At 40.3% G+C, this 23,872-nt stretch carries 21 protein-coding genes; 12 read left to right on the plus strand and 9 right to left on the minus strand.

Features of this window, described 5'->3' with window-relative positions:
* Positions 1 to 198 precede the first annotated feature (198 nt).
* The 4 genes from H3Z82_RS18650 to H3Z82_RS18665 form a co-directional block, all read right to left on the minus strand.
* Positions 199 to 1,374, minus strand: a complete 1,176-nt coding sequence (locus H3Z82_RS18650; RefSeq protein WP_182207004.1) for an ABC transporter permease — start codon at positions 1,372 to 1,374, stop codon at positions 199 to 201.
* A 3-nt stretch (positions 1,375 to 1,377) separates the two neighbouring features.
* On the minus strand, positions 1,378 to 2,337 hold the full coding sequence (locus H3Z82_RS18655) for an HlyD family secretion protein (protein WP_182207005.1): 960 nt from the start codon (positions 2,335 to 2,337) through the stop codon (positions 1,378 to 1,380).
* Between the two features lie 19 nt (positions 2,338 to 2,356).
* A complete protein-coding gene (locus H3Z82_RS18660) occupies positions 2,357 to 3,730 on the minus strand; it encodes a TolC family protein (protein WP_182207006.1) in 1,374 nt (457 codons plus the stop codon).
* A 1,370-nt stretch (positions 3,731 to 5,100) separates the two neighbouring features.
* Positions 5,101 to 5,661, minus strand: coding sequence for a Crp/Fnr family transcriptional regulator (locus H3Z82_RS18665; RefSeq protein WP_182207007.1), 561 nt, complete (start codon positions 5,659 to 5,661; stop codon positions 5,101 to 5,103).
* Positions 5,662 to 6,097: 436 nt separating this feature from the next.
* Between H3Z82_RS18665 and H3Z82_RS18670 the strand changes: the two genes are divergently transcribed.
* Positions 6,098 to 7,288, plus strand: a complete 1,191-nt coding sequence (locus H3Z82_RS18670) for a CynX/NimT family MFS transporter (protein WP_182207008.1) — start codon at positions 6,098 to 6,100, stop codon at positions 7,286 to 7,288.
* Positions 7,289 to 7,409: 121 nt separating this feature from the next.
* Here H3Z82_RS18670 and H3Z82_RS18675 read toward each other — a convergent pair whose 3' ends face one another.
* Positions 7,410 to 8,156 (minus strand): arylesterase, encoded by a 747-nt coding sequence (locus H3Z82_RS18675; RefSeq protein ID WP_182207009.1) that lies wholly within the window; start codon positions 8,154 to 8,156, stop codon positions 7,410 to 7,412.
* A 26-nt stretch (positions 8,157 to 8,182) separates the two neighbouring features.
* On the opposite strand from H3Z82_RS18675, the gene H3Z82_RS18680 reads away from it, so the two are divergent.
* The 4 genes from H3Z82_RS18680 (at position 8,183) to H3Z82_RS18695 (ending at position 12,451) form a co-directional block, all read left to right on the plus strand.
* Entirely contained in the window at positions 8,183 to 8,872 is a 690-nt protein-coding gene (locus H3Z82_RS18680; protein ID WP_182207010.1) for an ABC transporter ATP-binding protein, read from the plus strand.
* Between the two features lie 47 nt (positions 8,873 to 8,919).
* Positions 8,920 to 11,415: an ABC transporter permease gene (locus H3Z82_RS18685; RefSeq protein ID WP_182207022.1), complete on the plus strand. Its 2,496-nt coding sequence runs from the start codon at positions 8,920 to 8,922 to the stop codon at positions 11,413 to 11,415.
* 384 nt (positions 11,416 to 11,799) lie between these two features.
* Positions 11,800 to 11,985, plus strand: coding sequence for an adenylosuccinate synthetase (locus H3Z82_RS18690; protein WP_182207011.1), 186 nt, complete (start codon positions 11,800 to 11,802; stop codon positions 11,983 to 11,985).
* Between the two features lie 190 nt (positions 11,986 to 12,175).
* Positions 12,176 to 12,451 carry a hypothetical protein gene (locus H3Z82_RS18695; RefSeq protein ID WP_182207012.1) on the plus strand — a complete coding sequence of 92 codons (276 nt, stop codon included), beginning with the start codon at positions 12,176 to 12,178 and terminating at the stop codon, positions 12,449 to 12,451.
* A 96-nt stretch (positions 12,452 to 12,547) separates the two neighbouring features.
* On the opposite strand, the gene H3Z82_RS18700 is transcribed toward H3Z82_RS18695, so the two are convergent.
* Entirely contained in the window at positions 12,548 to 13,192 is a 645-nt protein-coding gene (locus H3Z82_RS18700; protein ID WP_182207013.1) for a thiamine phosphate synthase, read from the minus strand.
* A 189-nt stretch (positions 13,193 to 13,381) separates the two neighbouring features.
* Here H3Z82_RS18700 and H3Z82_RS18705 point away from each other — a divergent pair, with 189 nt between their 5' ends.
* From H3Z82_RS18705 to H3Z82_RS18730, 6 genes are all read left to right on the plus strand, one after another.
* Positions 13,382 to 16,267: a T9SS type B sorting domain-containing protein gene (locus tag H3Z82_RS18705; protein ID WP_182207014.1), complete on the plus strand. Its 2,886-nt coding sequence runs from the start codon at positions 13,382 to 13,384 to the stop codon at positions 16,265 to 16,267.
* Between the two features lie 275 nt (positions 16,268 to 16,542).
* Complete coding sequence (locus H3Z82_RS18710) at positions 16,543 to 17,184, plus strand: hypothetical protein (protein ID WP_182207015.1); 642 nt, start codon at positions 16,543 to 16,545, stop codon at positions 17,182 to 17,184.
* Between the two features lie 94 nt (positions 17,185 to 17,278).
* On the plus strand, positions 17,279 to 17,620 hold the full coding sequence (locus H3Z82_RS18715) for a hypothetical protein (protein WP_182207016.1): 342 nt from the start codon (positions 17,279 to 17,281) through the stop codon (positions 17,618 to 17,620).
* Positions 17,621 to 17,631: 11 nt separating this feature from the next.
* Positions 17,632 to 19,200 (plus strand): FAD-linked oxidase, encoded by a 1,569-nt coding sequence (locus tag H3Z82_RS18720; RefSeq protein ID WP_182207017.1) that lies wholly within the window; start codon positions 17,632 to 17,634, stop codon positions 19,198 to 19,200.
* A 467-nt stretch (positions 19,201 to 19,667) separates the two neighbouring features.
* Positions 19,668 to 20,645 (plus strand): AAA family ATPase, encoded by a 978-nt coding sequence (locus H3Z82_RS18725; protein ID WP_182207018.1) that lies wholly within the window; start codon positions 19,668 to 19,670, stop codon positions 20,643 to 20,645.
* Between the two features lie 3 nt (positions 20,646 to 20,648).
* Positions 20,649 to 21,434 (plus strand): hypothetical protein, encoded by a 786-nt coding sequence (locus H3Z82_RS18730; protein ID WP_182207019.1) that lies wholly within the window; start codon positions 20,649 to 20,651, stop codon positions 21,432 to 21,434.
* Here H3Z82_RS18730 and H3Z82_RS18735 read toward each other — a convergent pair whose 3' ends face one another.
* Genes H3Z82_RS18735 through tnpB form a run of 3 tightly spaced genes read right to left on the minus strand, consistent with a single transcriptional unit; the run spans position 21,435 to position 23,740 of the window.
* Positions 21,435 to 21,944: a DUF6398 domain-containing protein gene (locus tag H3Z82_RS18735; RefSeq protein WP_182205374.1), complete on the minus strand. Its 510-nt coding sequence runs from the start codon at positions 21,942 to 21,944 to the stop codon at positions 21,435 to 21,437. It abuts the gene before it with no gap.
* Entirely contained in the window at positions 21,941 to 23,419 is a 1,479-nt protein-coding gene (tnpC, locus tag H3Z82_RS18740) for an IS66 family transposase (RefSeq protein ID WP_182205184.1), read from the minus strand. The genes H3Z82_RS18735 and tnpC overlap by 4 nt, the downstream gene beginning before the upstream one ends.
* A gap of 45 nt (positions 23,420 to 23,464) precedes the next feature.
* Positions 23,465 to 23,740, minus strand: coding sequence for an IS66 family insertion sequence element accessory protein TnpB (gene tnpB, locus H3Z82_RS19855; RefSeq protein ID WP_394368104.1), 276 nt, complete (start codon positions 23,738 to 23,740; stop codon positions 23,465 to 23,467).
* Between tnpB and H3Z82_RS19675 the strand changes: the two genes are divergently transcribed.
* A partial coding sequence (locus tag H3Z82_RS19675; RefSeq protein WP_235982424.1) for a hypothetical protein occupies positions 23,636 to 23,872 on the plus strand: 237 nt, incomplete at its 3' end. The two genes, tnpB and H3Z82_RS19675, sit on opposite strands and share 105 nt — an antisense overlap.

Below are 23,872 nucleotides of genomic sequence, written 5' to 3' on the forward strand. Positions count from 1 at the left end.
TATCAGTGAGTTTCAAGATTTAAAGGCTGGGAATTTAGTAAAGAATTTTGTGGTATGCTTGATTTGAGATGTGGAAATTTAATTTTTTCAGGGAGGCATGAACTATATTATTGCTGGTACGAGCGGGACGCTCGCGCCAGCCAGGTTTTAAATATGCAAAAAGGTTGTTATTTCCTACCCAAATCAATGCTTACAAATCTATCCTTCCACAACAACAGTTTGCTTCTTAGCCGTTTTATTTACCTTGAATTGCAATAATAACAGCATCGCAATAAAAGCAACTACCGTAATCCCCAATAATATTTTGGTCTCTGATGCGATGGATGCCAAATCACCACCATAAAAAGCAATTCTTCTAAAGCCACTCAAGAATTGGGTCACTGGAATGAATTGCGCCACACCCGTAATCCAACCAGGAATAGCTTCTGTTGGCCAGGTAAATCCGCTCAAAATAAATGCAGGCGTAGAGATAACCATCAGTAATTCGGTGGCTTTTAACTGGTTTGGAATGGCTACGGAAAACAACATCCCGATCATCATCGAGGCTAATGTCAACAATAGGGTCAATACCAACATTGGGAAATTGAAAATATCTGCAGTAATCTTAAAATACGGGAAGTACATAGCAATCACGAACCAAATAAATGGCAACATGATTAAGAATGGCGTTGCCTTTAAGAAAATCAAATATAAAGCCGATTTCTTTTTTGCGACAAGATTGGCAAAATAACCATCTTCAAAATCCCTCGAAAATGCTAAAGCCACCGCTAAAAAAATAATTTGTTGCATAATGGCTGCCAAGATGCCCGGGAGCATGAAGTTGACGTAGTTTCCGGCCGAATTATAGAGTTTGTTGAAGTTGATCTTAAAAGTCTCATAAGATGCTTTGGCCTGATCAGGGTGCATGCCCTGCTTTTTGAGTCCGTCGATTTCCATACCCGCATTTAAAGTCATCAAGACCGTATTGATATTATTGCTGGCCGTATTAGCGTTAAGAATGTTGGCCATATTGAGGTCCACCCGAATTTCAGGATGTCTTTTTTGCAAAACATCGCCTTCAAAACCGACAGGAAGCGTTACGACAGCAGCATATTGCTCAAGTGGCATTTCTTCTAATAAATTGCCTGGGGTTAAACGCACATCCTTGACCAATAGACCTTCGTTATCCACAAAAGCATCAATGATCATGTCGGTGGTAGGACTTTGGTCCTGGTCGACAATAACAATCGGTAAATCGAGGACTTTAGCCTGCTGATATACATAACCGAAAATAATACCGTAGCCTATGGGCGCAGCAAAAAAGATGGCCATCAGGACACCATTTGAGAAAATACGCTTAAATTCTACTTTTAGTAAGTTCGTAAAAGTCTTCATCAGTTATTGTTTTATAAGAATAGTGGCGTTGACATAAAATTGTTGATCGCCCGTGTCTGAAGTTGGTACCACTTTCAGTTCATAAATAGATTCTGATAATTCATATAGAGGTGATGTACTTGTGATATCCGCATATTGCGCCAGTTGTTTGATGGCGACGATTTTAGCGGGTGTTTCATCCTTGGTGTAAGGATTGACCAAAGTTAATTCCTTTCCTACTTTATAATCATAAATCCGCGATTCAGGAATGGTGAATCGGAAGTACATACCGTCGGTTTTGTAGCCGTTAAACAAGGCGTAACCTGGAGTCAGCAATTCGCCCTCCTCCAAACTAATGGTTTCAATTGACATGTCGGCAGGAGCAATAACATATTGCTCTTCAGAAGCAGATAAAACCTCTTCCTTTGCTCCCAAGGCTCTGTCCAATTGACCCTGAGCTTGTTCCAGCTGCTCGGAACGTGCCCCTTTTCTTATTTCGTCGCGTTTGGCTTCTAATGCAGCTACTTGCGCTTTTGCCATTTGGAGTTTCATTTTAACCTCATCAAACTGTTGTTGACTTACCAGCGAATCTTGATACATGTTTTGCAATCGGTTGTAGGATTCCTGAGCAAACTCCATTTGCGCTTTTCCTGAATTTAACTGTCCCTCAATCTGATTGAGCTGCTCAGTGGTAGCACCATTGTAAGCTAAATTAAGTTGACCTTGGGCAGCAGTAATGGCGCCTTCAGCCTGCATTAACTTGGCATTAACTTCAGGGATATTGACCAGGGCAAGGGTATCGCCCTTATTAACCCGATCTCCTTCTTTGACGTATATCTTGTCAATCCGACCCGCAATTTTACCACTTACTGAAATGGTTTCAAATTTCACTTTCCCTCGGTTGGGAGTGATCTGGTCGTTTTTACACGCGTTTAAAGTCAGGATTGCAAGACAGCTAATAAAAATGTGTGTATATGTTTTCATGGTTTGATATTGTGTTGGATTAATAAGTGAGTACGCCTTTGGCATGAAGCATTTCAGCAACAGCACGTCGTTCGTTAAAATAGGATTCCTGTAATTTGAAATTGGCTTTTTCAACATCGTTTAAGGCGTCAAGCACATCATTGATAGATGCTAAATTGTTTCGGTATTGCTTATCGACCATTTCATATGTATCATTGGCCAATTCAATTTCCTTTTCAACTATTTTGGTGTTTTGCAATGCCGACTGATACTTCAGTTCGGCTTTGGTGATACTCAATGCAATCATTTCTTCTACATCTTCAATTTGGTCTCTATAGCGTTCACTTTCTAAGCTCGCTTTTTTACTCTTTAAACGAGATTGGTTGCCATCAAAGACATTCCATTTAATGCCGGCACCAATAAACCATTTCGGATCCAATAACGATAAGTCGTCCTCAATAAATTCGTAATGTCCTTTTACCGCAACTTTCGGAATAAAATTGCTTTTTGCCATTTTAGCTTGGTAACGGGTTGCTTTTTCAGCTTCTTCCAAGGCTTTTACCTCGTTCCGTTTTTCTGTACTGGCTGCATCGGTATTAGCAAAGGCCTGTAATTCTGGTTCCAAAAGTTTTAAGTTGGCTTTGGATTCTCCCGTGAGTTGATGGAGCAATTCAATCAACATGATGTTATTATGATCAAATTCCAGTTGTTTGGCTGCCAATTGCTGTTGGGCAAGCTCTAATTTCTTTCGGCTGAGTGGCGTCGTCAAACCATTTTCAATGGCTTTATGAACATAAAAAATCTGCTCGTTTAAATACTTTTCAGAAGTAATCAATACCTTTTTTGATGCTTGAACAAGGGCCAATTTATCATAAGCCTCTATGATTTGTAGGGCGACTTTATCTCTTTCTGCAAGTCCGACATACTTTAAGGAGCTTTCTTTATGTTTACTCGCCTTAAGGGCATTACTGGCTTCAAATCCGCTAAACAACACCCAATCCAAATCCACGGACGATTTTAGAATGTTCTTGTTTTGAAGGTTTGGAACATCTTCTAGTGGGATATTATCGGGAAATGGCGAGTTGAACGGCAAACCAAAAGCATCTTTAATGACCAATTTTTGAGTGGCGATCAATAAGGTTTGGGTGTCATCATCAAAAGTAATGTCATCGTCCAATCGGACAAAGCTCCCATTAAAAGTGATTTTAGGTAAGAAAACAGATTTTGCCAATTGCTGATCTATCTGTGCTTGTTCGGCATCAATTCGGTTGGATTGTATTTGATGATTCTTGTTGAGCCCTTTATGGATCAAGTCCTGTAATACAGGGTCCAGTTGCTGTGCTGCGATGACCAACGGCAGTGCCAGTGTGAAGACCGTCAGAAACATCTTTAAGACGATTGTATTTTGGTTCATTGTTGATTGTTTTTATAAATATAAGGCAAAGTTGAGTGAATTTTAAGAAAATTCCTTTGACATAGGTCAAATAATGGGGGAGGGTTGAGGGGGGACTTGCCCGAACGTTCCTTTCCTTCCACGAATGAATACTGGAGAGGTACGGGCGGGTTAGGGATTAGTTGTTACACAGAGTTTCACGGAGACGACGCGGAGTTGCACAGAGTTATGAGGAGCATGTTATTATTTGATTGAAGTAGCGTTCTGCGTATATCTGCGTCATCTGTGGGAGATTAACAGTTCTTACACAGAGTTTCACGGAGACGACGCAGAGTTGCACAGAGTTATGAGGAGCGTGTTATTATTTGATTGAAGTAGCGTTCTGCGTATATCTACGTCATCTGCGGGAGATTAACAGTTCTTACACAGAGTTTCACGGAGACGACGCAGAGTTGCACAGAGTTATGAGGAGCGTGTTATTATTTGATTGAAGTAGCGTTCTGCGTATATCTGTGTCATCTGCGGGAGATTAACAGTTCTTACACAGAGTTTCACGGAGACGACGCGGAGTTGCACAGAGTTATAAAGCGCATGTTATTATTTGATTGAAGTAGCGTTCTGCGTATATCTGCGTCATCTGCGGGAGACTAACAGTTCTTACACAGAGTTTCACGGAGACAACGCGGAGTTGCACAGAGTTATAAAGCGCGTGTTATTATTTGATTGAAGTAGCGTTCTGCGTATATCTGCGTCATCTGCGGGAGATTAATAGTTGTTACACAGAGTTTCACGGAGTCAACGCGGAGTTGCACAGAGTTATGAGGAGCGTGTTATTATTTGATTAAAGTAGCGTTCTGCGTATATCTGCGTCATCTGCGGGAGATTAACAGTTCTTACACAGAGTTTCACGGAGTCAACGCGGAGTTGCACAGAGCTATGAAGCGCGTGTTATTATTTGATTGAAGTAGCGTTCTGCGTATATCTGCGTCATCTGCGGGAGATCAACAGTTGTTGCACAGAGATTCACGGAGACGACGCGGAGCTGCACAGAGTTATAAGGAGCGTGTTATTCTTTGATTGAAGTAGCGTTCTGCGTATATCTGCGTCATCTGCGGGAGATTACAGTTCTTACACAGAGTTTCATGGAGACAACGCGGAGTTGCACAGAGTTATGAATGGCGTGTTATAATTTGATTGAAGTAGCGTTCTGCGTATATCTGCGTTATCTGCGGGAGATTAACAGTTGTTACACAGAGTTTCACGGAGGCTACACGGAGGCGCACGGAGTTTTAAATGAAAGACACTTAATAATTAATTGAAACCGGTTTCCACATATATCTGCGCGACCTACCCGTCCGGCAGGTGGGTCTGTGGGAGATTAAAAAAATAATTCATCCTTTTCTAATCCTGCTCAATGTTTCTTGGGTCATCCCCAAATAAGAAGCGATATGTCCCAAGGGCACTTGATAGGCGATATCTGGAAATTCTGCCAGCATATAATCGTAGCGTTCTCTGGCGGTCTGGAATTGGATGGCGTTGAGCTTGTTGACCATCTTGGTGAGCATTTCGGTGGCAACCAGTCGGCCCATGGTTTCCATTTTGTGATATTTGGCAAACAACTGATCAATATCAGATTTAGAAATAGAGTAGAGCTCAGTGTCTTCCAAAACCTCTAAGTAATATAAACTTGGCGTTTGCTGAAAAAAGCTGTCCACACTGGACATGAATTTTCCAATTCCAAAAAACCATTGGGTAATTTCCTTGCCGCTTTCATTAAGGTAATAACTACGGCCCATACCTTTTTCAACAAAATATAAGGTTTTACAAATCTCACCTTGACGGACGAGCGTTTGATTTTTTAAAACTGTTTCTTTCTTGAAATGTGAAACGATATCTTTCAATTCCCCGTCTGTAAAGGGAACTATGCTACTTAAAAAGTCGGTAAAGTTCATATATGTAAAGGTAGGTCTGCTAAATATGTTACAAATTAAGTAAAATACGAAATAGAATAAGCAATCTAAATGATGAAATATCTGCGCACTCCGATGTCTCGTTAAATCAGATTTGAAATCCAGGTGCTTTAATAGCGACAGAATTATACTCTTCAGACTCAATTCCATAATAAAACCCTCGGATTCCGTCCGAACGGTACGGGCAGGCAAGCTCACGAAGTATAAAGAAGGAATTGTCTTATTGATGGAGACAAGCCTTGGGTTGTTAAAACCCACTGCTGGGAATAAACAATGCAATCCATCGCTTCTTCTAAAAACAAAAGCCTAATTTTGCTGTCTTTTTAATAGGAATATGCTTTAAGGATAAATGGGTGTTGAATTAAGAAAAGGCATTGGATTCTAAGATGAGTTGTAATCTTTTGCTGAGCAAATATTTATGGACACACAGGATAAAAATGGCTTAAATAAAACATCACGAACACTATTGCTCGTGGGCATTTTGTTCGTATCAATCAATTTAAGACCGGCGCTTTCAAGTATTGGTCCATTAATCGACATGATTCGTCAAGATGTTGGTCTTTCAGATTCGTTGCTGGGCTTGCTTACCACATTGCCTTTAATTGCATTTGGTTTTGTATCAACAATTACACCGCTGTTCACTAAGCGTTTCGGCATTGGAAAGACCATCTTAGGGGCTTTAGTTTTACTAACAGCTGGCATTACCATTCGTTCCATAGGCGGTATATTCGAATTATATTTGGGCACTATTTTATTGGGAATAGCCATTGCATTTGGAAATGTATTGATTCCTGCATTGATAAAAAGAAACTTTCATCACAAAGCTGGATTTGTTACCAGTCTGTATTCCGGTATTATGTCACTTGGCGCTGCCTTTGCAGCCGGATTAAGCGTTCCTTTGGCCGTTGCGCACAACTTAGGTTGGCGGGGCTCCTTGGCCGTATGGGCAGTATTAGCGGTCATGGCAATGATTATTTGGATCCCCAACCTCAAACGTATTAATCGGACACCGCCTCGTAGAAGTTTTAAAGAAGCCATGAAAAAATTAAGTGGTTCGGCGTTGGTCTGGAAAATGGCTCTCTATATGGGCCTGCAATCTTTGGCGTTTTATGTGATTTTAGCTTGGTTGCCCGCAATTCTTATTGACCGAGGTTATGATGATGTTTATGCAGGGTGGATGCTGTCATTATCACAAGCCACTGGAATAATCGGCGCTATTGTAATTCCTGTTTGGGCTGGTTCACGAAAAGATCAACGTTTGGTCATCGTGTCTTTAATTATTGTTGAGGTTATTGCATTGATTGGATTAATGATTCCAGGAATTGGGATGGTTGAGCTTTGGGTCGGTTTGATTGGAATGGTGCTTGGTGGTACATTTGGTTTGGCATTATTGCTAATCGTGTTAAGATCTAAAGATGCCGAAACCGCAGCTGAACTTTCAGGAATTGTTCAATCTATTGGTTATTTTATTGCCGCCACCGGGCCTTTTATTGTAGGGGTGATTTATGATCTTACGGAAATCTGGAACTATGCTTTGGTTTTGTTAGTGGTAATTGCCATCATCAAACTGGTTATGGGCATTGATGTTGGAAAAGACAAGAAGGTTTAGGGGTTAATATGCTATGGCATAAACCTATTTAGAATTATTGTTTTCATTGGATTGAGTACTATTGCACTTAGTTATATTGAGCAACTGATAGTTTAAGTGAATACCTCTAAACGACATGTATCTAATTAGTTACCAGGGGTTCTAAAGTCTCCCAAACTGTATTCGCCAATATCTTATGGCCCTCCACATTGGGATGGATGCCGTCGCTCTGATTTAAGGAAGCAATCCCACCAACATCCTTTAGAATAAATGGTATAAACTCCAAGTTGTTCTGTTCTGCCAAGTCGGCGTAGAGTTGACGAAACTCGGAGGTGTAGTCCTGACCCATATTGGGCGGCAATTCCATGCCTGCAAGAATGATGGTGGTTTGCGGACTTTTATCTTTTACCACATCAATGATGGCTTGCAAATTGGCGCGCGTTTCAGATAGGGCCACCCCACGCAATCCGTCGTTTGCGCCAAGTTCCAGAATGAACAGATCCACATTTTGCTTAATCACCCAATCAATTCGGCTTCTACCGCCTGCCGTAGTTTCGCCACTGACGCCCGAATTGATTACCGTATAATTCAAATCCAAGGAATCAATCTTTTGTTGTAACAGTGCTGGGTAGGCATCATTACTATCGTCCAATCCGTAGCCCGCGGTGATACTGTCACCAAAACACAGAATCGTTTTGTTTTTACTTTCGTTGATCACAAGGTTTTCGGTCTGTTCGGTACTACTTTGGGCCTCCGTTGTTTTTTCCGTTTTACCATCGCCACAGGATAATAGCAGTAATGGCAGAATAAAATAACAAAACTTTATGAGTTTGTGAGCGATTGCGGTTGGTAGAATTGAATGCATTTGTTTATTTTGAGCCTTGGACATAAGTCGCTATTTAAATTAAAATTTATATGCCAAAGATATTAAAGATTACCGGGTTGGAAAAGACATATACCAGTGGTAACAAACAATTAACGGTCTTGCACGACATCTCTTTTGAGGTGGAGAAGGGCCAAACCTTTTCTATTGTTGGTCCCTCCGGAAGTGGGAAGACCACCTTACTCGGCTTATGCGCGGGCTTGGATCAGCCCAATGCAGGGCGTGTGGAACTCTGTGGTCAGGATTTAAATGATTTAAACGAAGACCAACGCGCACAGTTGCGCAACAAGGAAGTCGGTTTTATTTTTCAGAATTTCCAATTGTTGCCAACACTTACGGCCCTCGAAAATGTGAGTGTACCCTTAGAATTGCAGGGCAATAAGGACGCGGTCAAAAAGAGTAAAGTGTTGTTGGAAAAAGTAGGTCTGGGCGATCGGGTGCACCATTATCCGTCGCAACTTTCTGGTGGCGAGCAGCAACGGGTGGCCTTAGCGCGAGCCTTTGCCAATGCACCCTCCATATTATTTGCCGATGAACCTACCGGTAATTTAGATGACGACACTGGTGAAAAGGTGATCAAGTTGCTATTCGATCTCAATAAAGAAAATGGCACCACCTTGGTTATCATTACCCACGATCTGGAATTAGCGAATCGCACCCAACAAATCTTACGTCTTAAAGGCGGAAAAATAGTAACCAATCAATTGACTCCCGTACTGTGAACGACTCTCCATTAAAAACCAACCTACAGACCTTTTGGCTTTTTAAAATGGCCTGGCGTGATGCCAAAGCCAGCAAAGTGCGTTTGTTCCTATTTATGGCGTCTATTATCCTGGGGATTGCAGCCGTGGTATCCATTCAATTGTTCAGTACGAATCTGAAAGACAATATACAAAGTCAATCCAAAGTCTTGATGGGTGCCGATTTTATTATCGATTCCAGACAGGAGCCCACAGCGCGTGCCCAAGCGATTATCGACTCGTTAAATCCTAAGGCTTCCGAAGTCAAGTTTGTATCCATGATTGCCTTTCCCAAGAATGGTGGCACCAAGTTGGTGCAGGTACGTGGCATGGAAGGCGGCTTTCCTTTTTACGGAAAAATAGAAACACAACCTGCCTCTGCTGCAGATACTTATCAAGAATCAGATGGTGCTTTGGTTGATGCTACATTGATGCTGCAATTTGATGTGCAGCCTGGCGATTCCATCAAAGTAGGCGAACTCACATTGCCTATTGCAGGTGCCTTAAATTCAATTCCGGGGAGCTCAGCCATTTCCACCTCCGTAGCCCCACCGGTCATCATTCCGTACCGTTTTGTTGAAGCCACCCAACTGTTGCAGTTTGGGAGCCGGAAGGAATACCAGTATTTCTACAAAACTTCAGATACTTTAGATTTAGTCCAACTCAAAGACCAATTGGAACCAAAACTCGAAGAGGAAAATGCCGACTTAAGCACCCATATCAGCAGCACTAAACGCTTGGGCCGACGTTATGACAATGTGGGCAAGTTCTTGAACTTGGCCGCGTTTATCGCTTTGTTATTGGGTTGTATTGGAATTGCGAGTTCCGTGCATATTTATATCAAAGAAAAGCTAAGGGCCATTGCGGTTCTTAAATGTATGGGTGCGTCCCGACTCCAAAGCTTCGTGATCTTCCTCATTCAAATTGCAGGGATTGGGATTGTTGGCGGCCTTATCGGATCGCTCATTGGCGTTGGGTTACAAGGTCTATTTCCGTATCTTTTAAAAGATTTTTTACCGTTTGCGTTGGACATTAGTATTTCGGCCCAACCAATTGTCATCGGCGTGTTTTTAGGTCTGTTTATGTCGGTGCTATTTGCGCTCTTACCTTTGTTGCGCACCTGGTACGTGTCGCCCTTGGAAGTGTTGCGCGTAGATGAGGAAGCCGTTCAAGAACCCATGAAAGTACGGGTGATTGTATTTATGGCCATTATGGTGTTTCTATTTTTGTTCTCGCTTTGGCTTATCCAAAATTGGCTCTATGCTTTGGCGTTTGTAGGCGCGACGCTCATCACCTTTGCGGTTTTGGCGGGAATTGCGGCGCTCTTTATCAAAACCATTAAACGGTTTTTCCCAAAGCGTTGGGGCTTTACGGCACGCCAAAGCTTGCTCAATCTATTCCGACCAAACAACCAAACCGTTGTCTTGGTAGTGGCTATAGGTTTGGGGACTTTTTTAATCAGCACGCTGTATTTTACCAAAGACATTTTACTAGCGAAAACAGAAGTAGGGCAGACCTCTGAAAACGCCAATATCATCATCCTGGATGTGCAAACAGAACAGCGTGAGGCCGTAGCCCAAAGCATTGTCACCAAAGATTTGCCCGTGGTCAATAATATTCCGATGGTCACCATGCGAATGCACAGTATTAAAGGCCGATTGGTGAACGATATCCGTCAGGACACCACAAACCAAGTTCGTAACTGGATTTTGAATCACGAATTTAGAACCACCTATCGCGATACGCTGACCGCTTCTGAAGAATTGCAGGAAGGCAATTGGATACCGAGATTACAACCAGATGAACCGGTGGTCATCTCCATTTCAGATAACCTCTCGGAAGATGCAAAGGTTACTGTAGGCGATACGATTGTATTCAATGTGCAAGGCGTGCTTATGGAAACCACCGTAGGTAGTATCCGTAAAGTGGATTGGGCGCAAATGCAGCTCAATTTTACCATTGTGTTTCCGGCAGGCGTGCTCGAGGATGCGCCACAATTCAACGTGTTGACTACCACGGTCAAGGACGAATCGAGTTCAGCAGCATTACAGCGCGATCTGGTGTCTAAATTCCCCAATTTGTCCATTATCGATTTACGACAAGTATTTACACTTGTAGAAGATATCTTGGATAAAGTCTCTTGGGTCATCAATTTTATGGCATTTTTCAGTATCCTTACTGGTATTATTGTCTTGATTGGCTCAGTAAGGACCAGTAAATATCAGCGAATCAAGGAAAGTGTCTTACTACGGACATTAGGGGCCAAAAACTCACAGATCTTACAAATCTCAGCCTTTGAATATGTGTTTTTGGGATTGTTGGGAAGTCTGGTCGGGATTTTATTGGCCTTGGTGAGCAGTTTGTGCTTGGCTTTCTTTGTATTTAAAGAACCTTTTGCGCCCTCGTTGATTCCTTTTGTGGTATTCCTTCCGGGGATCACATTGCTGGTTTTGGCCATTGGCTTGAGCAATATTCGTACCGTACTAAAAAGTTCGCCGTTGGAAGTGTTGCGAAGAGAGGTTTAGCCATTAAATAGGTATAGCATTCTTTCGGAAAATGAACAAAATTTATGAATCTATGTTTAATGGAAATGGAATGCTATTCTGTCAATGATCGTTTTCTATTTTGGGAGGTTAGATGTCGTTCCAATGGAACCCTATCCCATGTTTTCACCTATTTCTACAAAGATGAAGATTCTCTGGAGCTGGAAATAATCCCGTAGGGATGTTATCTTTGTAATAAAAAATCGCACAAATTAACAAGCCCCATAGGGGCGACATCAAAAGACAATCTATTAGGCTACCGTTTGAAAGGTTTGACCTGAACAGCATTCAGTTTTTAGATTCTATTATTGAAGGCGCTTCGCTATTAATTTCGTAAATTAGTAACTCATCATTTATAATAAAACAATGTTAAACATACTTTATCCATTATTGATCCAAATTCCATCAAGTACCCCAAATCCGGGCGATTCGAGTACTCTCGATTTCTCAAGTCCTTTTGAGGTCATTGTCTATATAATTGCCCCCATTTTATTGATCATCTTTTACTTTGCCTATAGAAAACAACAAAGGAAGGACAAGGACAATGAATAAAAATCCCAACCCAGTATATTTATAGGTCATCCAATAGCTCAGTAGATATCAAGAACCTATGCGCAGAGCAGGGTAGTGGGAGGTTAAGTCGTAATATACCTTGTTTAAAATCCGATCTATATTTCTTGAAATTTCACACTTGCTACAATCCTTAGCAAGGACTTGCTACATATATGAGTAGCTTTGTCTCATGAACTTTACAGAATACTATTCCCGGATTTTAGAGATCAATGGGCAACATCCCAATCTCAGTTTTGAACAGCATAAGAAAATGTTCAACATCATTGCTTTGGAAATGCGCATGGATGAATTGAACCGCATCGAATATGCACTCAAAGATCCCGATCTCCAACGAAAAATTTATCAACGAAGCCAATCGGTGCAATCGCAATTGGCAAAACTTACCGACTTATCGCACGCTGCCCAACTTTTGGAGCAGATGATTGAGGCGTCGCAGCGGGAGTGATATATTCGTTCAGAACAAAGAAAACCATCGACAAACCATTAATTAAGACGGTCCAAAAACAGAGCACTCTTAATACTTAATACTCGATACTTAATACTATTCAAACTTATGTCGTTTCTCTGCCGTGGACGACGCATTCAGTAGTTCATGGAACAGTTTGATCGAATTAAAATCGCGGGTGATCGCTTCAGATACCGCAAGGCCAGAAATACCGGTAGCCAAGAGGTCATTAACATCTGCTGTGGTGATGCCACCAACGGCAAGCACTGGAGTTTCAGTTTTTAGGACGTCCATAATGGCGGCATAGCCATTGAGACCTAAAACTGGAGGAGTATTTTCTTTGGTAGATGTAAATCGGAAGGGGCCCAAACTGATATAATCAACGTCTTTACCTATTAATGTTTCACAATCTTCCAATCGATATGCCGAGCCGCCAATCATTTGCCAAGTGTATAAATGCGTTCTGGCAATAGTAGGGCAGACGTCGGAGCTTCCTAAATGAACGCCATCGGCTTTAATGGTTTTGGCTATTTTATAGTGGTCGTTGATGATTAATCGGGTTTGAAAATGAGAGGCGATTACCCGAGCCTCCTGAGCCCATTTCAAATGTTTCTTTTCGGAGATATTCTTTAATCGCAATTGTACCAATTCAGCACCCGATGAACAGGCTTTTTGGATGTTTTCCAAATGCTCTTTTGGAGTATTGCCTTGAGAGATATAATGTAGTTTAGGGATGATCATTTCTCGGGTATTTGATTACATATTAATATATGCAAAATTAAGGTTTTACATGGATAAACCCTGTCGTATGTTGATTATAAAATATATATAATGACAAACCTACAAGTCAATAACCTAAATAGGAAGCGTATGAAAATTAGTTAATTATTCTTATAATAAATGATATATTTACTTTCCCAAATCAATAGTATGCCAAAAATAGTTATTCGATTATTTTTTTATTTAATACCATGTTTTATATATGCCCAATGTCCGGTTGGAGATGTTCGTTTAATTAATCAAAATGATGTTGATAATTATATATCAAGTTTTGGAACTTGTGAAGTTATCAATGGATCATTAATTATTATGGGAGATTCAGCAATTGATATCTCTGGAATCACAGCAATAAAGCGAATTGAAGGTTCTTTAATTATTGATTCTAAAATGACGAGTATTGCAAATTTCAGCAATTTAGAATTTGTTGGTGGTAATTTTAAAATTGACCATAATGATGTTATAGAGACTATTGAAGGCATCAATAAATTACATACTGTTAATGGTGATTTTTTAATAACACAAAATTACACAAGTTTAAAAACCATTACAGGATTTAATAGTTTAGAAAAAATTGGAGGTAATTTTCAAATATCTGAAAATCATTCTCTCGAAATGATAGCTGCCTTTGATAACCTGATAACTGTAGGTGGTTGGTTTCTGATAAGAAGAGCAGATAAAATGCAAAGATTAAATGGGTTTAATAAACTCATGAAAATTGGCGCCGGCCATGATGCTTCATCTATGACAGGAGCTCTCACTATTGTGGATAATCATGCTCTTATTGGAATAGATGGGTTCAACGCATTGATTGAAATGGGATTAGAAATGCAGGTTACGAATAATAGAAATTTACTTCGTGTGAAAGGATTTACCAATCTGCAAAAAGTAGGATCACTAATCTTCAGGGCAAACTCATTATTAGTTGAAATCCCAATATTTAACAGCCTGATGACCATCTCTGGGCGTTTAGAAATCAGTAATTCAAAGTTAGTCGATATAGTTGGATTTAATAATTTGCAATCGCTTGATTGGTATCTAAATTTTAGCCAAAATTCTGAGCTTGTCATAATAACAGGTTTTGCAAATCTTAATAAAATAAACGGCCAATTTAGTATCACAAGTAACCCTGTATTAAAAAGTCTCATTGGGTTCAAGAACTTAGTTGAAACTTCAGGAATTAACATAGCGTACAATGTATCTATCGAAAATTTGAAAGGTTTGGAGAATCTATTTACCGTGGGTGTTATTGGTGGAACTGGCGTTTCAATAAGGTGGAATGATTCTTTGTCAGACTGTACTGCGATTTGCAATTTGCTGTCCAACGGCACGGTATCTGGTGAAATCTATATTGCTAATAACCCTTCAGCATGTAGTAGTGAACAAGAGGTCAGGGCAGAATGTTCTCCAGCTGGAGGAGACGGACGCTTAGCTATTTGTCTGACTAGTAGTCCTGTTGATTTATTCGACAGTTTAACTGGAGCGCCAGATTTAGGAGGTGTATGGACACCCGTTTTATTGAGTGGTAATGGGCTCTTCAATCCATTGGTAGATCACGCTGGAGTTTATACATATACCATTACTACAGGAGTTGGGACTTCAGAATCTTCAGAGGTTACAGTTACAATTGATAATGTACCAAATGCAGGAGGAGACGAAAACTTAACTGTTTGTTCGAACATAACATCGGTTGATTTGTTTGAAAGCTTATTAGGTACTCCAGATAAAGGTGGCGTCTGGAAACCAAATTTGACGGACGGGAATGGACTATTCAATCCCGCTTTTGATGCTGCGGGTATTTATACTTATACAGTTACCAATTCATGTGGTACAGCTACCTCAAAAATAACTGTTGCAGTTGATGTATTTCCAGATGCTGGAGAAAACGGTAGTCTGGATATTTGTATCGCTGACAACTCTGTGGACTTGTTTAATAGGCTCATGGGCACTCCTGATATTGGAGGCATTTGGACACCCCAATTAGCAAGTGGAACAGGTGTGTTTGATCCATCTAAGGACAGGGCAGGGATTTACACCTATACTTTGTCGGGCGGAGTTTGTGGATCGGTCACCTCTGAAGTTTCAGTTGCTGTTAATACGCTGCCAAATGCAGGACAAAATGGAACACTTGATCTTTGTATGAATAGCAGTTCTGTGAATTTGTTTGATAGTTTAGGAGGTTCCCCTGACATGGGTGGCGTTTGGTCGCCAACGCTGTCAAGTGGCACAGGCGTATTTAATCCTTCAGTGGATGCTTCGGGAGTTTATTTCTACACGGTCACTAACGGTGTTTGTGGTACATCTGCAGCTAAAGTTAATGTTCTGGTTGATGCACTATCCAATGCGGGAGAAGACGGGCGTTTAGAGATTTGTAGGAATGGTAATTCCGTAGATTTATTCGCTATTTTGTCTGGAACTCCCGATACCGGAGGTGTGTGGAGTCCTTCATTATCAAGCGGAACAGGAGTTTTTGATCCTAAAATAGATACTGGAGGCGCGTACACTTACGCTGTGGCCAATGGTTGTGGCGTGGTCATATCAAAAGTTATGGTTGACGTCATTAATTTCACCCCCATAAGTGATTATGACATTAAAATTAAAGAATTTAGCGGGAATAATTCGCTGGAAATTATTGTGAATTCTAACGCAGACTATCAATATTCATTGGACGGGTTACAATATCAAAACAGCCCTATTTTTGATCATTTAAGTGGTGGTGATTACACCATTTATGTTCGAGAAATTAATGGCTGTGGAATTTTACAAGAAGCAGTAACCATTTTAGATTTTCCGAAATTCTTTACGCCCAACAATGATGGTTTCCATGATGTTTGGACATTAAAAGGAAGCACCACAAGAGTTTATGATCTTTATATCCATGATCGGTATGGTAAACTATTAAAGCAGATAAGAACTTCAGGAAAAGCTGATTGGGATGGCACTTATAGGGGTGAAAATTTACCATCAGATGACTATTGGTTTAAGGTTGTTTTTGAGGATGGCGTTGTTAAGAGCGGTCATTTTTCTTTAAAAAGATAATCTACATTTTACTAATTATGATTCATTAATAACCCAAAATTTGAAAGTTCCCGTCATTGTTTTGATAGAAATTTAAACGGTGAGTAATCTGAAGCGTAATTCATACAGGATTTTTTCATATATTTACATAATCGCTTAATAGTCAGTGATTAATTCTCCCCTTTTCAAAACATATTAATAGCAACTTTGTTTTTTACCCAGATTATTAGCGTAGCATAAGCTTATGCTCAAGCATCTAATAGGCCTACATAATAAACCCGCTGAAATCAAATATTATGAAAGTATTCAAAGCATATTGGTGGTTGCTTCTAATTTTAATTGTAGTTACTATCGTATTCATTTTAGGCTATAAGGGAGTGATGCCAGAATTACTTTGGACAGATAAGCCTTTGGATGTTTTAGGAGGATTATTTGCCAAACTTCTTATCGTGGGCGCCCTACTTGATCAGTTTATTGCCCTGTTTTTTCCGCCAGAACCTTCTACAGTAGAACTACGGCAAGCTGCGGAAATAAGGATGACCCATCTTAAGGAAGAACAAGAGATGGTCAAAAAGCAATTGTTTTACGCAAAACTAAATAAAGAGCAAGACCCAACCATTGATCTAATGAAAATCAATTCTAATTTATCTGAATCTATCAAATCCAAAGAAGTTGCCGCAAATGAAATTGAAAGAATCGATGGAGAACGTTCAAAACGCGTCAGGATGATTGCTTTTGGTGTTGGTCTTATTTTAGCTATCACAGGAATTACCACTCTTACCGATTTTATCATTATGCCAGAGGATTCAAATATGTTATTAAACCATAAAATATTATCCTATTACGATATTATTTTTACGGCCGCTATCCTGTCGGGAGGTACATCTGGTATTCATCAGCTATCAAAGGTCGTCAGAGATTCTTGGAGGAAAAGTTAAGCATTCCCTACATATTGAATCTTAGCAAAAGAAGTATCGAATTAAGACCTTCCCGCGGTCTATAATTCTGAACATAAACATTAATACATGCACTATGAAACCTATCAAATATATCTTATTGCTCCTGATTGTTTGTTTACTTACTTCTTGTTATACGGTTAGACTTCGGAATGTCAATGGCACGCCACAACCCGATCCATTTTCAGACCGAGATGACTACTACCGCGGGATGGCAGTTGTAGAATTGGACACGACGATTGGCATCAAATTGACCTCCAAAGATTTTACTTACCTCATTAAGGAAAAAGAAGCTTGTGAATCGGGAAAAATAAACATCATAGAGTATCGCAATACATTTGGAGGAATTTTACTTAACACCATCACTTTTGGTAGAAAGCGTAAAGTAAAAATCAAATATGTATGTGAAAAACCCTAAAATAGAGGATTATGGCAAATACAAAATCAAAGCTATTAACAGAGTGGGACACTTTACATAACAACGGGCCTTTTCCTTTAAAGTTATTGTATCAGACGAAATTGGAAGGCGAGCGCGTGATGCCGAAAAAGTTGGACCGTTATAATGATGTTGCCAAAGAAATTCAGAATCTCATCAGGGACAGTCATCAAGCTGGCGAGGGTTTCCGTGCCTACGGTTCGGCTTGGTCCATGAATAATATTGCCAGTCATAAGGACCGCATGCATTTTAATGGCTTTATGAATCTTTCAATGCCCATCCGTGCGAACGATTGTCATCCGCAAAACACCTACGATCCGACAAACCTGTTTTTATTTGAATGTGGCAACACCATTAAAGAGGTCTCTGAAACCTTGGCAGAAAATGGCAAATCGCTCAAAACAACCGGAGCGAGTAACGGACAGACGCTTGCCGGATGTGTATCGACTGGCGTTCATGGTTCTGCTCTCGATTCAGGATCCGTACAAGATTATGTGGTCGGGCTCAATTTGATCATAGGTCCAAATCCCAATGACAATGTCTATCTCGAACCGAAATCCAAACCCGCATTAAGTGATGCGTTCATTCAAACCTTAAACGCGCGAGTGATCAGGGATGACGACTTGTTTTACGCTGCTTTGGTCGGACTGGGAAGTTTTGGATTTATCCACGGGATCGTGGTAGAGGCAGAGCCGGTGTATCTTATCAAGCGTTATGTGAAAAAAATCAGCAAAAGCGTGGCTTTCGAGCTGGCCAATACCATGGATTTTAAAAACTCCAGTTTTACGATCCCAGGCGAAACCGACGCGCAGGGAAAGAGCAACCGGCCTTATCATTATAAAGTATTTATCAATCAATACAGTGATGAACCCGATTGTGTGGTAGAGATCATGTACAAGAAACCCTATAGAGAACCATATCCAGATCCCTTTCCGGTAATCAAAGAATCACTGTATCGCGATTTAATCCATCTCTTTGTAAAGCTTGCCGAGAATTTGCCCAAAAGCATTCCGTGGTTGGTGAAACGTTTGAAGGACACTATTCTGCCCACGGTCAATGAGGAAACGACGGGCATGCTGAAAGAAATCTTTTGGGATGCACCTTATCAAGGTCCAGCGTTTGCCTGTTCTTTTGGCATTCATCATCAAGATTCGGAAAAAGCAATGCAGCTTTTAGGAAAATTGACCCGCGATGAAGGGCCAATCCCGGGCATCTTTGCCCTGCGATTTGTAAAACAGACCAAGGCAACGCTTGGTTTTACAAAATTCCCGATAACCTGTATGATTGAGATTGATGGGGTGCTTTGGAAAAAAACAGCAAGTATTATGAGTTTAGAGGAGTATTCCAGACGAATGATACAGGTCTTAAAAGCAAATAATATTTCATTTACAATGCATTGGGGAAAAAGTGCCGATTGGGAGTTTCCAGGATTGGTCAATCATATGTTCTCTGGTAAAAAAGCGGAATGGATTGCGCAAAGACAAAAATTATTATCACCTGAAATGCAGGTGTTATTTTCGAATGCATTTTTAAAGACGGTGGGTTTGGACGCTACGGCGTGAATTCTTCCCATCTGTAGGTTTTAAAATCTCACGGTTCCTGATTTATATAAAAGCCGCAATTTACTTGTATATAATCATTTACGATGTTAAACACTCAGGTGTTAATAACTACATGATATTATATGAAATAGCGCCTTTTTGGCGCTATTACGTGTAAATTCCTATATAGTGTTCTATAATGTTCTGCGTTATGTGACTTGTGCTTTATTCACTAAATATTCATTTTAGGTTACTCAGCGTCAACGAAAATTATTCGAGATTCACGAGCTCTTATTTATTAAATAAGAGAGGAGCGAATAAACACTTTTATGCGAGCCTGTATCGAGCGGAGTCGAGATTACGTAGGAGAGAACCGTTATGAGTGTAGAACGGAGTTATTAATTAATTATAATTTTAAATTGCACTATTACATCATCAATTGATGAAACTTTTGTATATTTTTACGGCGAATAGTATGATAATATAAAATGGCAGCTGCAGAACAAATAAAAAGTCTAATTAAATCTTTTAGTGATGGAGATGATTCTCGATTCTATGCTACTGCAATGCAAATAGCTGCTGCAGAGGCAAGAAAGGGTCGTCAAGAAATAGCTGAAGAGCTAAAGAAGTTAATTAAAGATTCTAAAAAGTCTAAATTTGATGTTGGAAGTCTAAAAAACTTACCAGTAAATGCTGCTCAAAAAGAGTTAAATGATTTATTAGAATTTACAAGACCTAATGACAAATTGAAAGATATGGTCTTGAATGATAAACTAAAAAAAATCATAATCAGAATTTTAGATGAGCAAAAGCAAATTGAAAAATTAAGACAGCATAACTTATTTCCAAGAAAGAAATTACTTCTTACTGGACCACCTGGTTGTGGTAAAACAATGACTGCAAAGGTGTTATCAAATGAATTAGGAATACCTTTATTTGTTATTAGACTTGATGGTCTTATAAGTAGATATATGGGAGAATCAATTGCTAAACTTCGTTTAGTTTTTGATACAATGAATGAGTTTAGAGCTGTTTATTTATTTGATGAATTTGATAGTATAGGAACAACAAGAAATCACGGTAATGATGTAGGGGAAATAAAAAGAGTATTGAATAGTTTTCTTTTACAAATCGAAAAGGATGAGTCAAATAGCTTAATTATTGCTGCTACAAATATGCCAGAAAATCTTGACGAAGCACTTTTTAGAAGATTTGATGATATTATTAATTATCCACTACCTACAGAAAAACAAATTTATCAATTTTATAAAAGAGAATTAAACGAAAAGTTATCTGATTCAGGTAATATACTTCAAAATTTATCCAAAAAATCAATAGGACTTAATTTTTCCGACTTAAAACGTGTTTGTGAAGATTTCCTGAAAAATATTCTTATTTACGGAGAGGAAAATTCTAATTTAGAATTTATGACTGAAATAATAAATTCTAGAAAAAAGCCTTTCTAATAAATGTCAGATTTAAATCATATTCTTTTAAATGGATACACTTCTTCATTTCCATATAGTACACATGGAGGTGGAGGTTTCAATTTGAAACCTAGATCAAATAGGCAACAGCATGGAACTCATATACAACAATCATTTAATAATGCTGTTACCGAATTTTCAGAAGGAGATGCTGATTATGAATTTGTATATATTGAATTTGAATCAGCAGTTAATTTTGAACTAACATTTGATAGGTTTGAAGATGCTGGAGATAACATTAGATTAGCTTCATGTAAAGCCATATTTACTAACGATGTTGATGGACAGGAACAAGTTGTATATAAAATTGCAGTTTATTTAAACAAAAGAGCTGTTTCTAATTTTCTAACCAAGATTGAACAATATTTAACCGAAGACACCTCTGGTGGAAATCCACGTAATCAAAATTTAATTTCAAACATTGAAAACATTAGAGCAGCAACTCTAGAAAGTTTTTGGCAAGAACCTGAAATTGATTTCCCTTCAGTAGGTCAAGATGTTTGGTGGGAGGTTTGGTATAGTAATGTCGGCAGAGAAGAAGTTTTATCATCTATTAATTCTTTGAGCGATAGTGGACTTATAACAAACGAAAGAATATTAGAGTTTCCAGAAAATATTGTTGGTTTAATAAAAGGAACACCAGAACAATTGGCTAGAACTTTATTATACCAAAATAATTTAGCTGAATTAAGAAAACCTATTGAAACTTCGGATTTCTTTACAAATTTGGATAAAACTTGGGAGTATCCGTCCGAGCAACTACATTAGCTATTGGTCTTCATATTTCGTAGTGAATTCAATATCCTTGCCTTCTGCCCTTGCTTGAAGCACTATTTGTTGTATATGTTCTGGAAGGTTGTCCAAGGGCAATATCAGTCCATCGACCATTACCATGTTGTTAAAAGGGCTGTTCTCCTGCATGGCACCGGTAGAAAATTCAGGGCTATAATACCATAGATCGAACATATCCTTTATGATCCGGGCCTTGCTCGAGACCGTAGCCCCCTTGGTCCCGAAGTATTCGTTCATCTCTTTGGAACTTATATACGGCTCGAAGGATCTGTCGAACAAAAAATTTATCGACCCTATGGCATGGACCACAGCTGCCGCCCATATCTCTAATTTTCCCCTTGTGAACGGGACGTCTCTTTTTCTACCCATCTTTTTGATGAGTTTTTCACAGAGTACGAAGTATTCATCATTGAGTTTCTGCGCACAGAAGGCCCCCGTTATTTCCAATAATTGTTTTTCCTTTTCCTTTACCTGTTCTTTGGTCATATGCTGTTCTGTTTTTGGTATCCGGGCAGGAGTTCTTCGAGTTTTTGTATGCTATGATCTGGGATCCGCCCGAGGGTCTCCTTTAGCCATTCCCGGGGATTGACGCCCTGCATCTTGCAGCTACCGAAGAAAGAATAGAGCATGGCGGCATTTTGTGCCGCTTTATGTGATCCACAGAAAAGGAAGTTCTTTCTGCCTATGGCCATGGGGCGGATGGCATTTTCGATCAGGTTATTGTCAAGTTCGATGCGTCCATCCTCAAATATGGCCTCCAGTTTTGGGTATTGATTGATGAAGTAGGTCATCGCCTTGCCGATGGGACTTTGCGGCAGCACTCTGAATTGTTGCCCTTCGATCCACGTTTTGATCTGTACCAATAGCGGCTTGATCCTTATGTCTCGTTGTCTTTTTCGGGCTTCAAGATCATCTTGGGCCTCCTCTTTGATCTTACGTTCTTCCAAATAGATATCCCTAAAGATGGCCAATGCTTTTTCCGCTTGTTTTTTATCACTGTCCAGCGCGTCGTGGAACTTGCGCCTGGCATGTACCAGACATCCGGCAAGTGCGATCTTGGGGTCGGTACCTATTTTATCGTACACGGTATAGCCATCGCATTGCAGATACCCACTATAGCCCGCAAGCAATTCTTTGGGGCCGTGCTGTCCACGGCCTTTTCGGTAATTGAAAAGCACCAATTTTTGAACGGGATCGTGATAGACCCATTGATATCCCTGATGTGTACTGCCTTTTTTATCGGAATCCAACACCTTGATCGGACTCTCATCGGCCTGGATATAATCGGAGGCCAGTATTTTTTGTTTCAGTGTATTGTAGAGCGGTTCCAGCAGCTGGCAACAACTGGCCATCCAGTCGCTCATGGTGCTCTGTGCGGGTTCCCATCCAAAGTCCCGTTTGAACATTTGGATCTGCCGGTAGAACGGAAGGTGATCGATATATTTGCCCACCAGGATGTGTGCCAGTAAACAGGCCTCGGCTATCGATTTGTCGATGGGACGGGTAGGAAGTGCCGCGATCAGTACGCCCTCTCCATCCGCTTTGGCATACTTGGGCCGGATCGTCCTTCTTTTGATAAGGCTTGCGGGAGTGTATTCCAAGGTTTCGGTGACCTCTTCCCCGATCTTCTTCAGTCCCGTGGTATCCTCTTCGGGCTCGATGGTGATTTCCCTGACCGGCAGATGTTCGGGCAGTGCATTGCGCCCATTGTGTTTTTTCTTGTCCCTGGAATAGGTAATGGTCTCTTGCGGGGTCTCTTCTACGGTTTCTGGGGAATCATCCCCTGAAAAGAGCGATAACTGGTCGACCACAGCTTGGGATATGAAACTCTCGGATTTGAATCCACTTATGAGTTTGTAGAGCTGTGCCAGTTGATGTTCCAAGGAAACTATTCTGGCCGTGGAGGCCTTCTCCTTTTTTTGAAGGTCCCGGTTCTCGACAAGCAGCTCTTGATAGGTCATAGCAGGGCTAAGATAAAAATTGCCCTGTTAAAAAACAACCTAATATCACGTTTTTTTGTAACGTTTTCTCCTGGTTATATTGGTAATGGAGATCCCATCGATGAGCAGGACCAATTGAGCGTAATCCAGCCGTAGACTGCCGACTGATCCATCGTAATCGGGAAGTTCAAAAGTACCGGATTCCAGCCTTTTGTAGTACAGCATAAACCCTCCCGATTGCCAGTGCAACAACTTTGCCTTGTTGCGGACCTTGTTGATAAAGATATATACCGTACCGTCATCGGGGCTCTGGTCCAGATCGTTGATGACAAGTCCACTCAGGCTATCGAAGCTTTTTCGCATATCGGTGGGGAGGCTGTAGAGTTGGAACCGGTGCGAAGTACCAAGTGCGAACATCTATACTGGGATTTCGATCTCGATCCCGTTTTTGCAACGGATCAAAATGGTTCTGCC

The sequence above is a fragment of the Gelidibacter maritimus genome, from assembly GCF_014062315.1.
Classification (GTDB): domain Bacteria; phylum Bacteroidota; class Bacteroidia; order Flavobacteriales; family Flavobacteriaceae; genus Gelidibacter; species Gelidibacter maritimus.

Coding starts and splice junctions, on each gene's coding strand:
- H3Z82_RS18650 (WP_182207004.1), bottom strand. CDS start 1,374: ATGAAGACTTTTACGAACTTACTAAAAGTAGAATTTAAGCGTATTTTC.
- H3Z82_RS18655 (WP_182207005.1), bottom strand. CDS start 2,337: ATGAAAACATATACACACATTTTTATTAGCTGTCTTGCAATCCTGACT.
- H3Z82_RS18660 (WP_182207006.1), bottom strand. CDS start 3,730: ATGAACCAAAATACAATCGTCTTAAAGATGTTTCTGACGGTCTTCACA.
- H3Z82_RS18665 (WP_182207007.1), bottom strand. CDS start 5,661: ATGAACTTTACCGACTTTTTAAGTAGCATAGTTCCCTTTACAGACGGG.
- H3Z82_RS18670 (WP_182207008.1), top strand. CDS start 6,098: ATGGACACACAGGATAAAAATGGCTTAAATAAAACATCACGAACACTA.
- H3Z82_RS18675 (WP_182207009.1), bottom strand. CDS start 8,156: ATGTCCAAGGCTCAAAATAAACAAATGCATTCAATTCTACCAACCGCA.
- H3Z82_RS18680 (WP_182207010.1), top strand. CDS start 8,183: ATGCCAAAGATATTAAAGATTACCGGGTTGGAAAAGACATATACCAGT.
- H3Z82_RS18685 (WP_182207022.1), top strand. CDS start 8,920: ATGGCCTGGCGTGATGCCAAAGCCAGCAAAGTGCGTTTGTTCCTATTT.
- H3Z82_RS18690 (WP_182207011.1), top strand. CDS start 11,800: ATGTTAAACATACTTTATCCATTATTGATCCAAATTCCATCAAGTACC.
- H3Z82_RS18695 (WP_182207012.1), top strand. CDS start 12,176: ATGAACTTTACAGAATACTATTCCCGGATTTTAGAGATCAATGGGCAA.
- H3Z82_RS18700 (WP_182207013.1), bottom strand. CDS start 13,192: ATGATCATCCCTAAACTACATTATATCTCTCAAGGCAATACTCCAAAA.
- H3Z82_RS18705 (WP_182207014.1), top strand. CDS start 13,382: ATGCCAAAAATAGTTATTCGATTATTTTTTTATTTAATACCATGTTTT.
- H3Z82_RS18710 (WP_182207015.1), top strand. CDS start 16,543: ATGAAAGTATTCAAAGCATATTGGTGGTTGCTTCTAATTTTAATTGTA.
- H3Z82_RS18715 (WP_182207016.1), top strand. CDS start 17,279: ATGAAACCTATCAAATATATCTTATTGCTCCTGATTGTTTGTTTACTT.
- H3Z82_RS18720 (WP_182207017.1), top strand. CDS start 17,632: ATGGCAAATACAAAATCAAAGCTATTAACAGAGTGGGACACTTTACAT.
- H3Z82_RS18725 (WP_182207018.1), top strand. CDS start 19,668: ATGGCAGCTGCAGAACAAATAAAAAGTCTAATTAAATCTTTTAGTGAT.
- H3Z82_RS18730 (WP_182207019.1), top strand. CDS start 20,649: ATGTCAGATTTAAATCATATTCTTTTAAATGGATACACTTCTTCATTT.
- H3Z82_RS18735 (WP_182205374.1), bottom strand. CDS start 21,944: ATGACCAAAGAACAGGTAAAGGAAAAGGAAAAACAATTATTGGAAATA.
- tnpC (WP_182205184.1), bottom strand. CDS start 23,419: ATGACCTATCAAGAGCTGCTTGTCGAGAACCGGGACCTTCAAAAAAAG.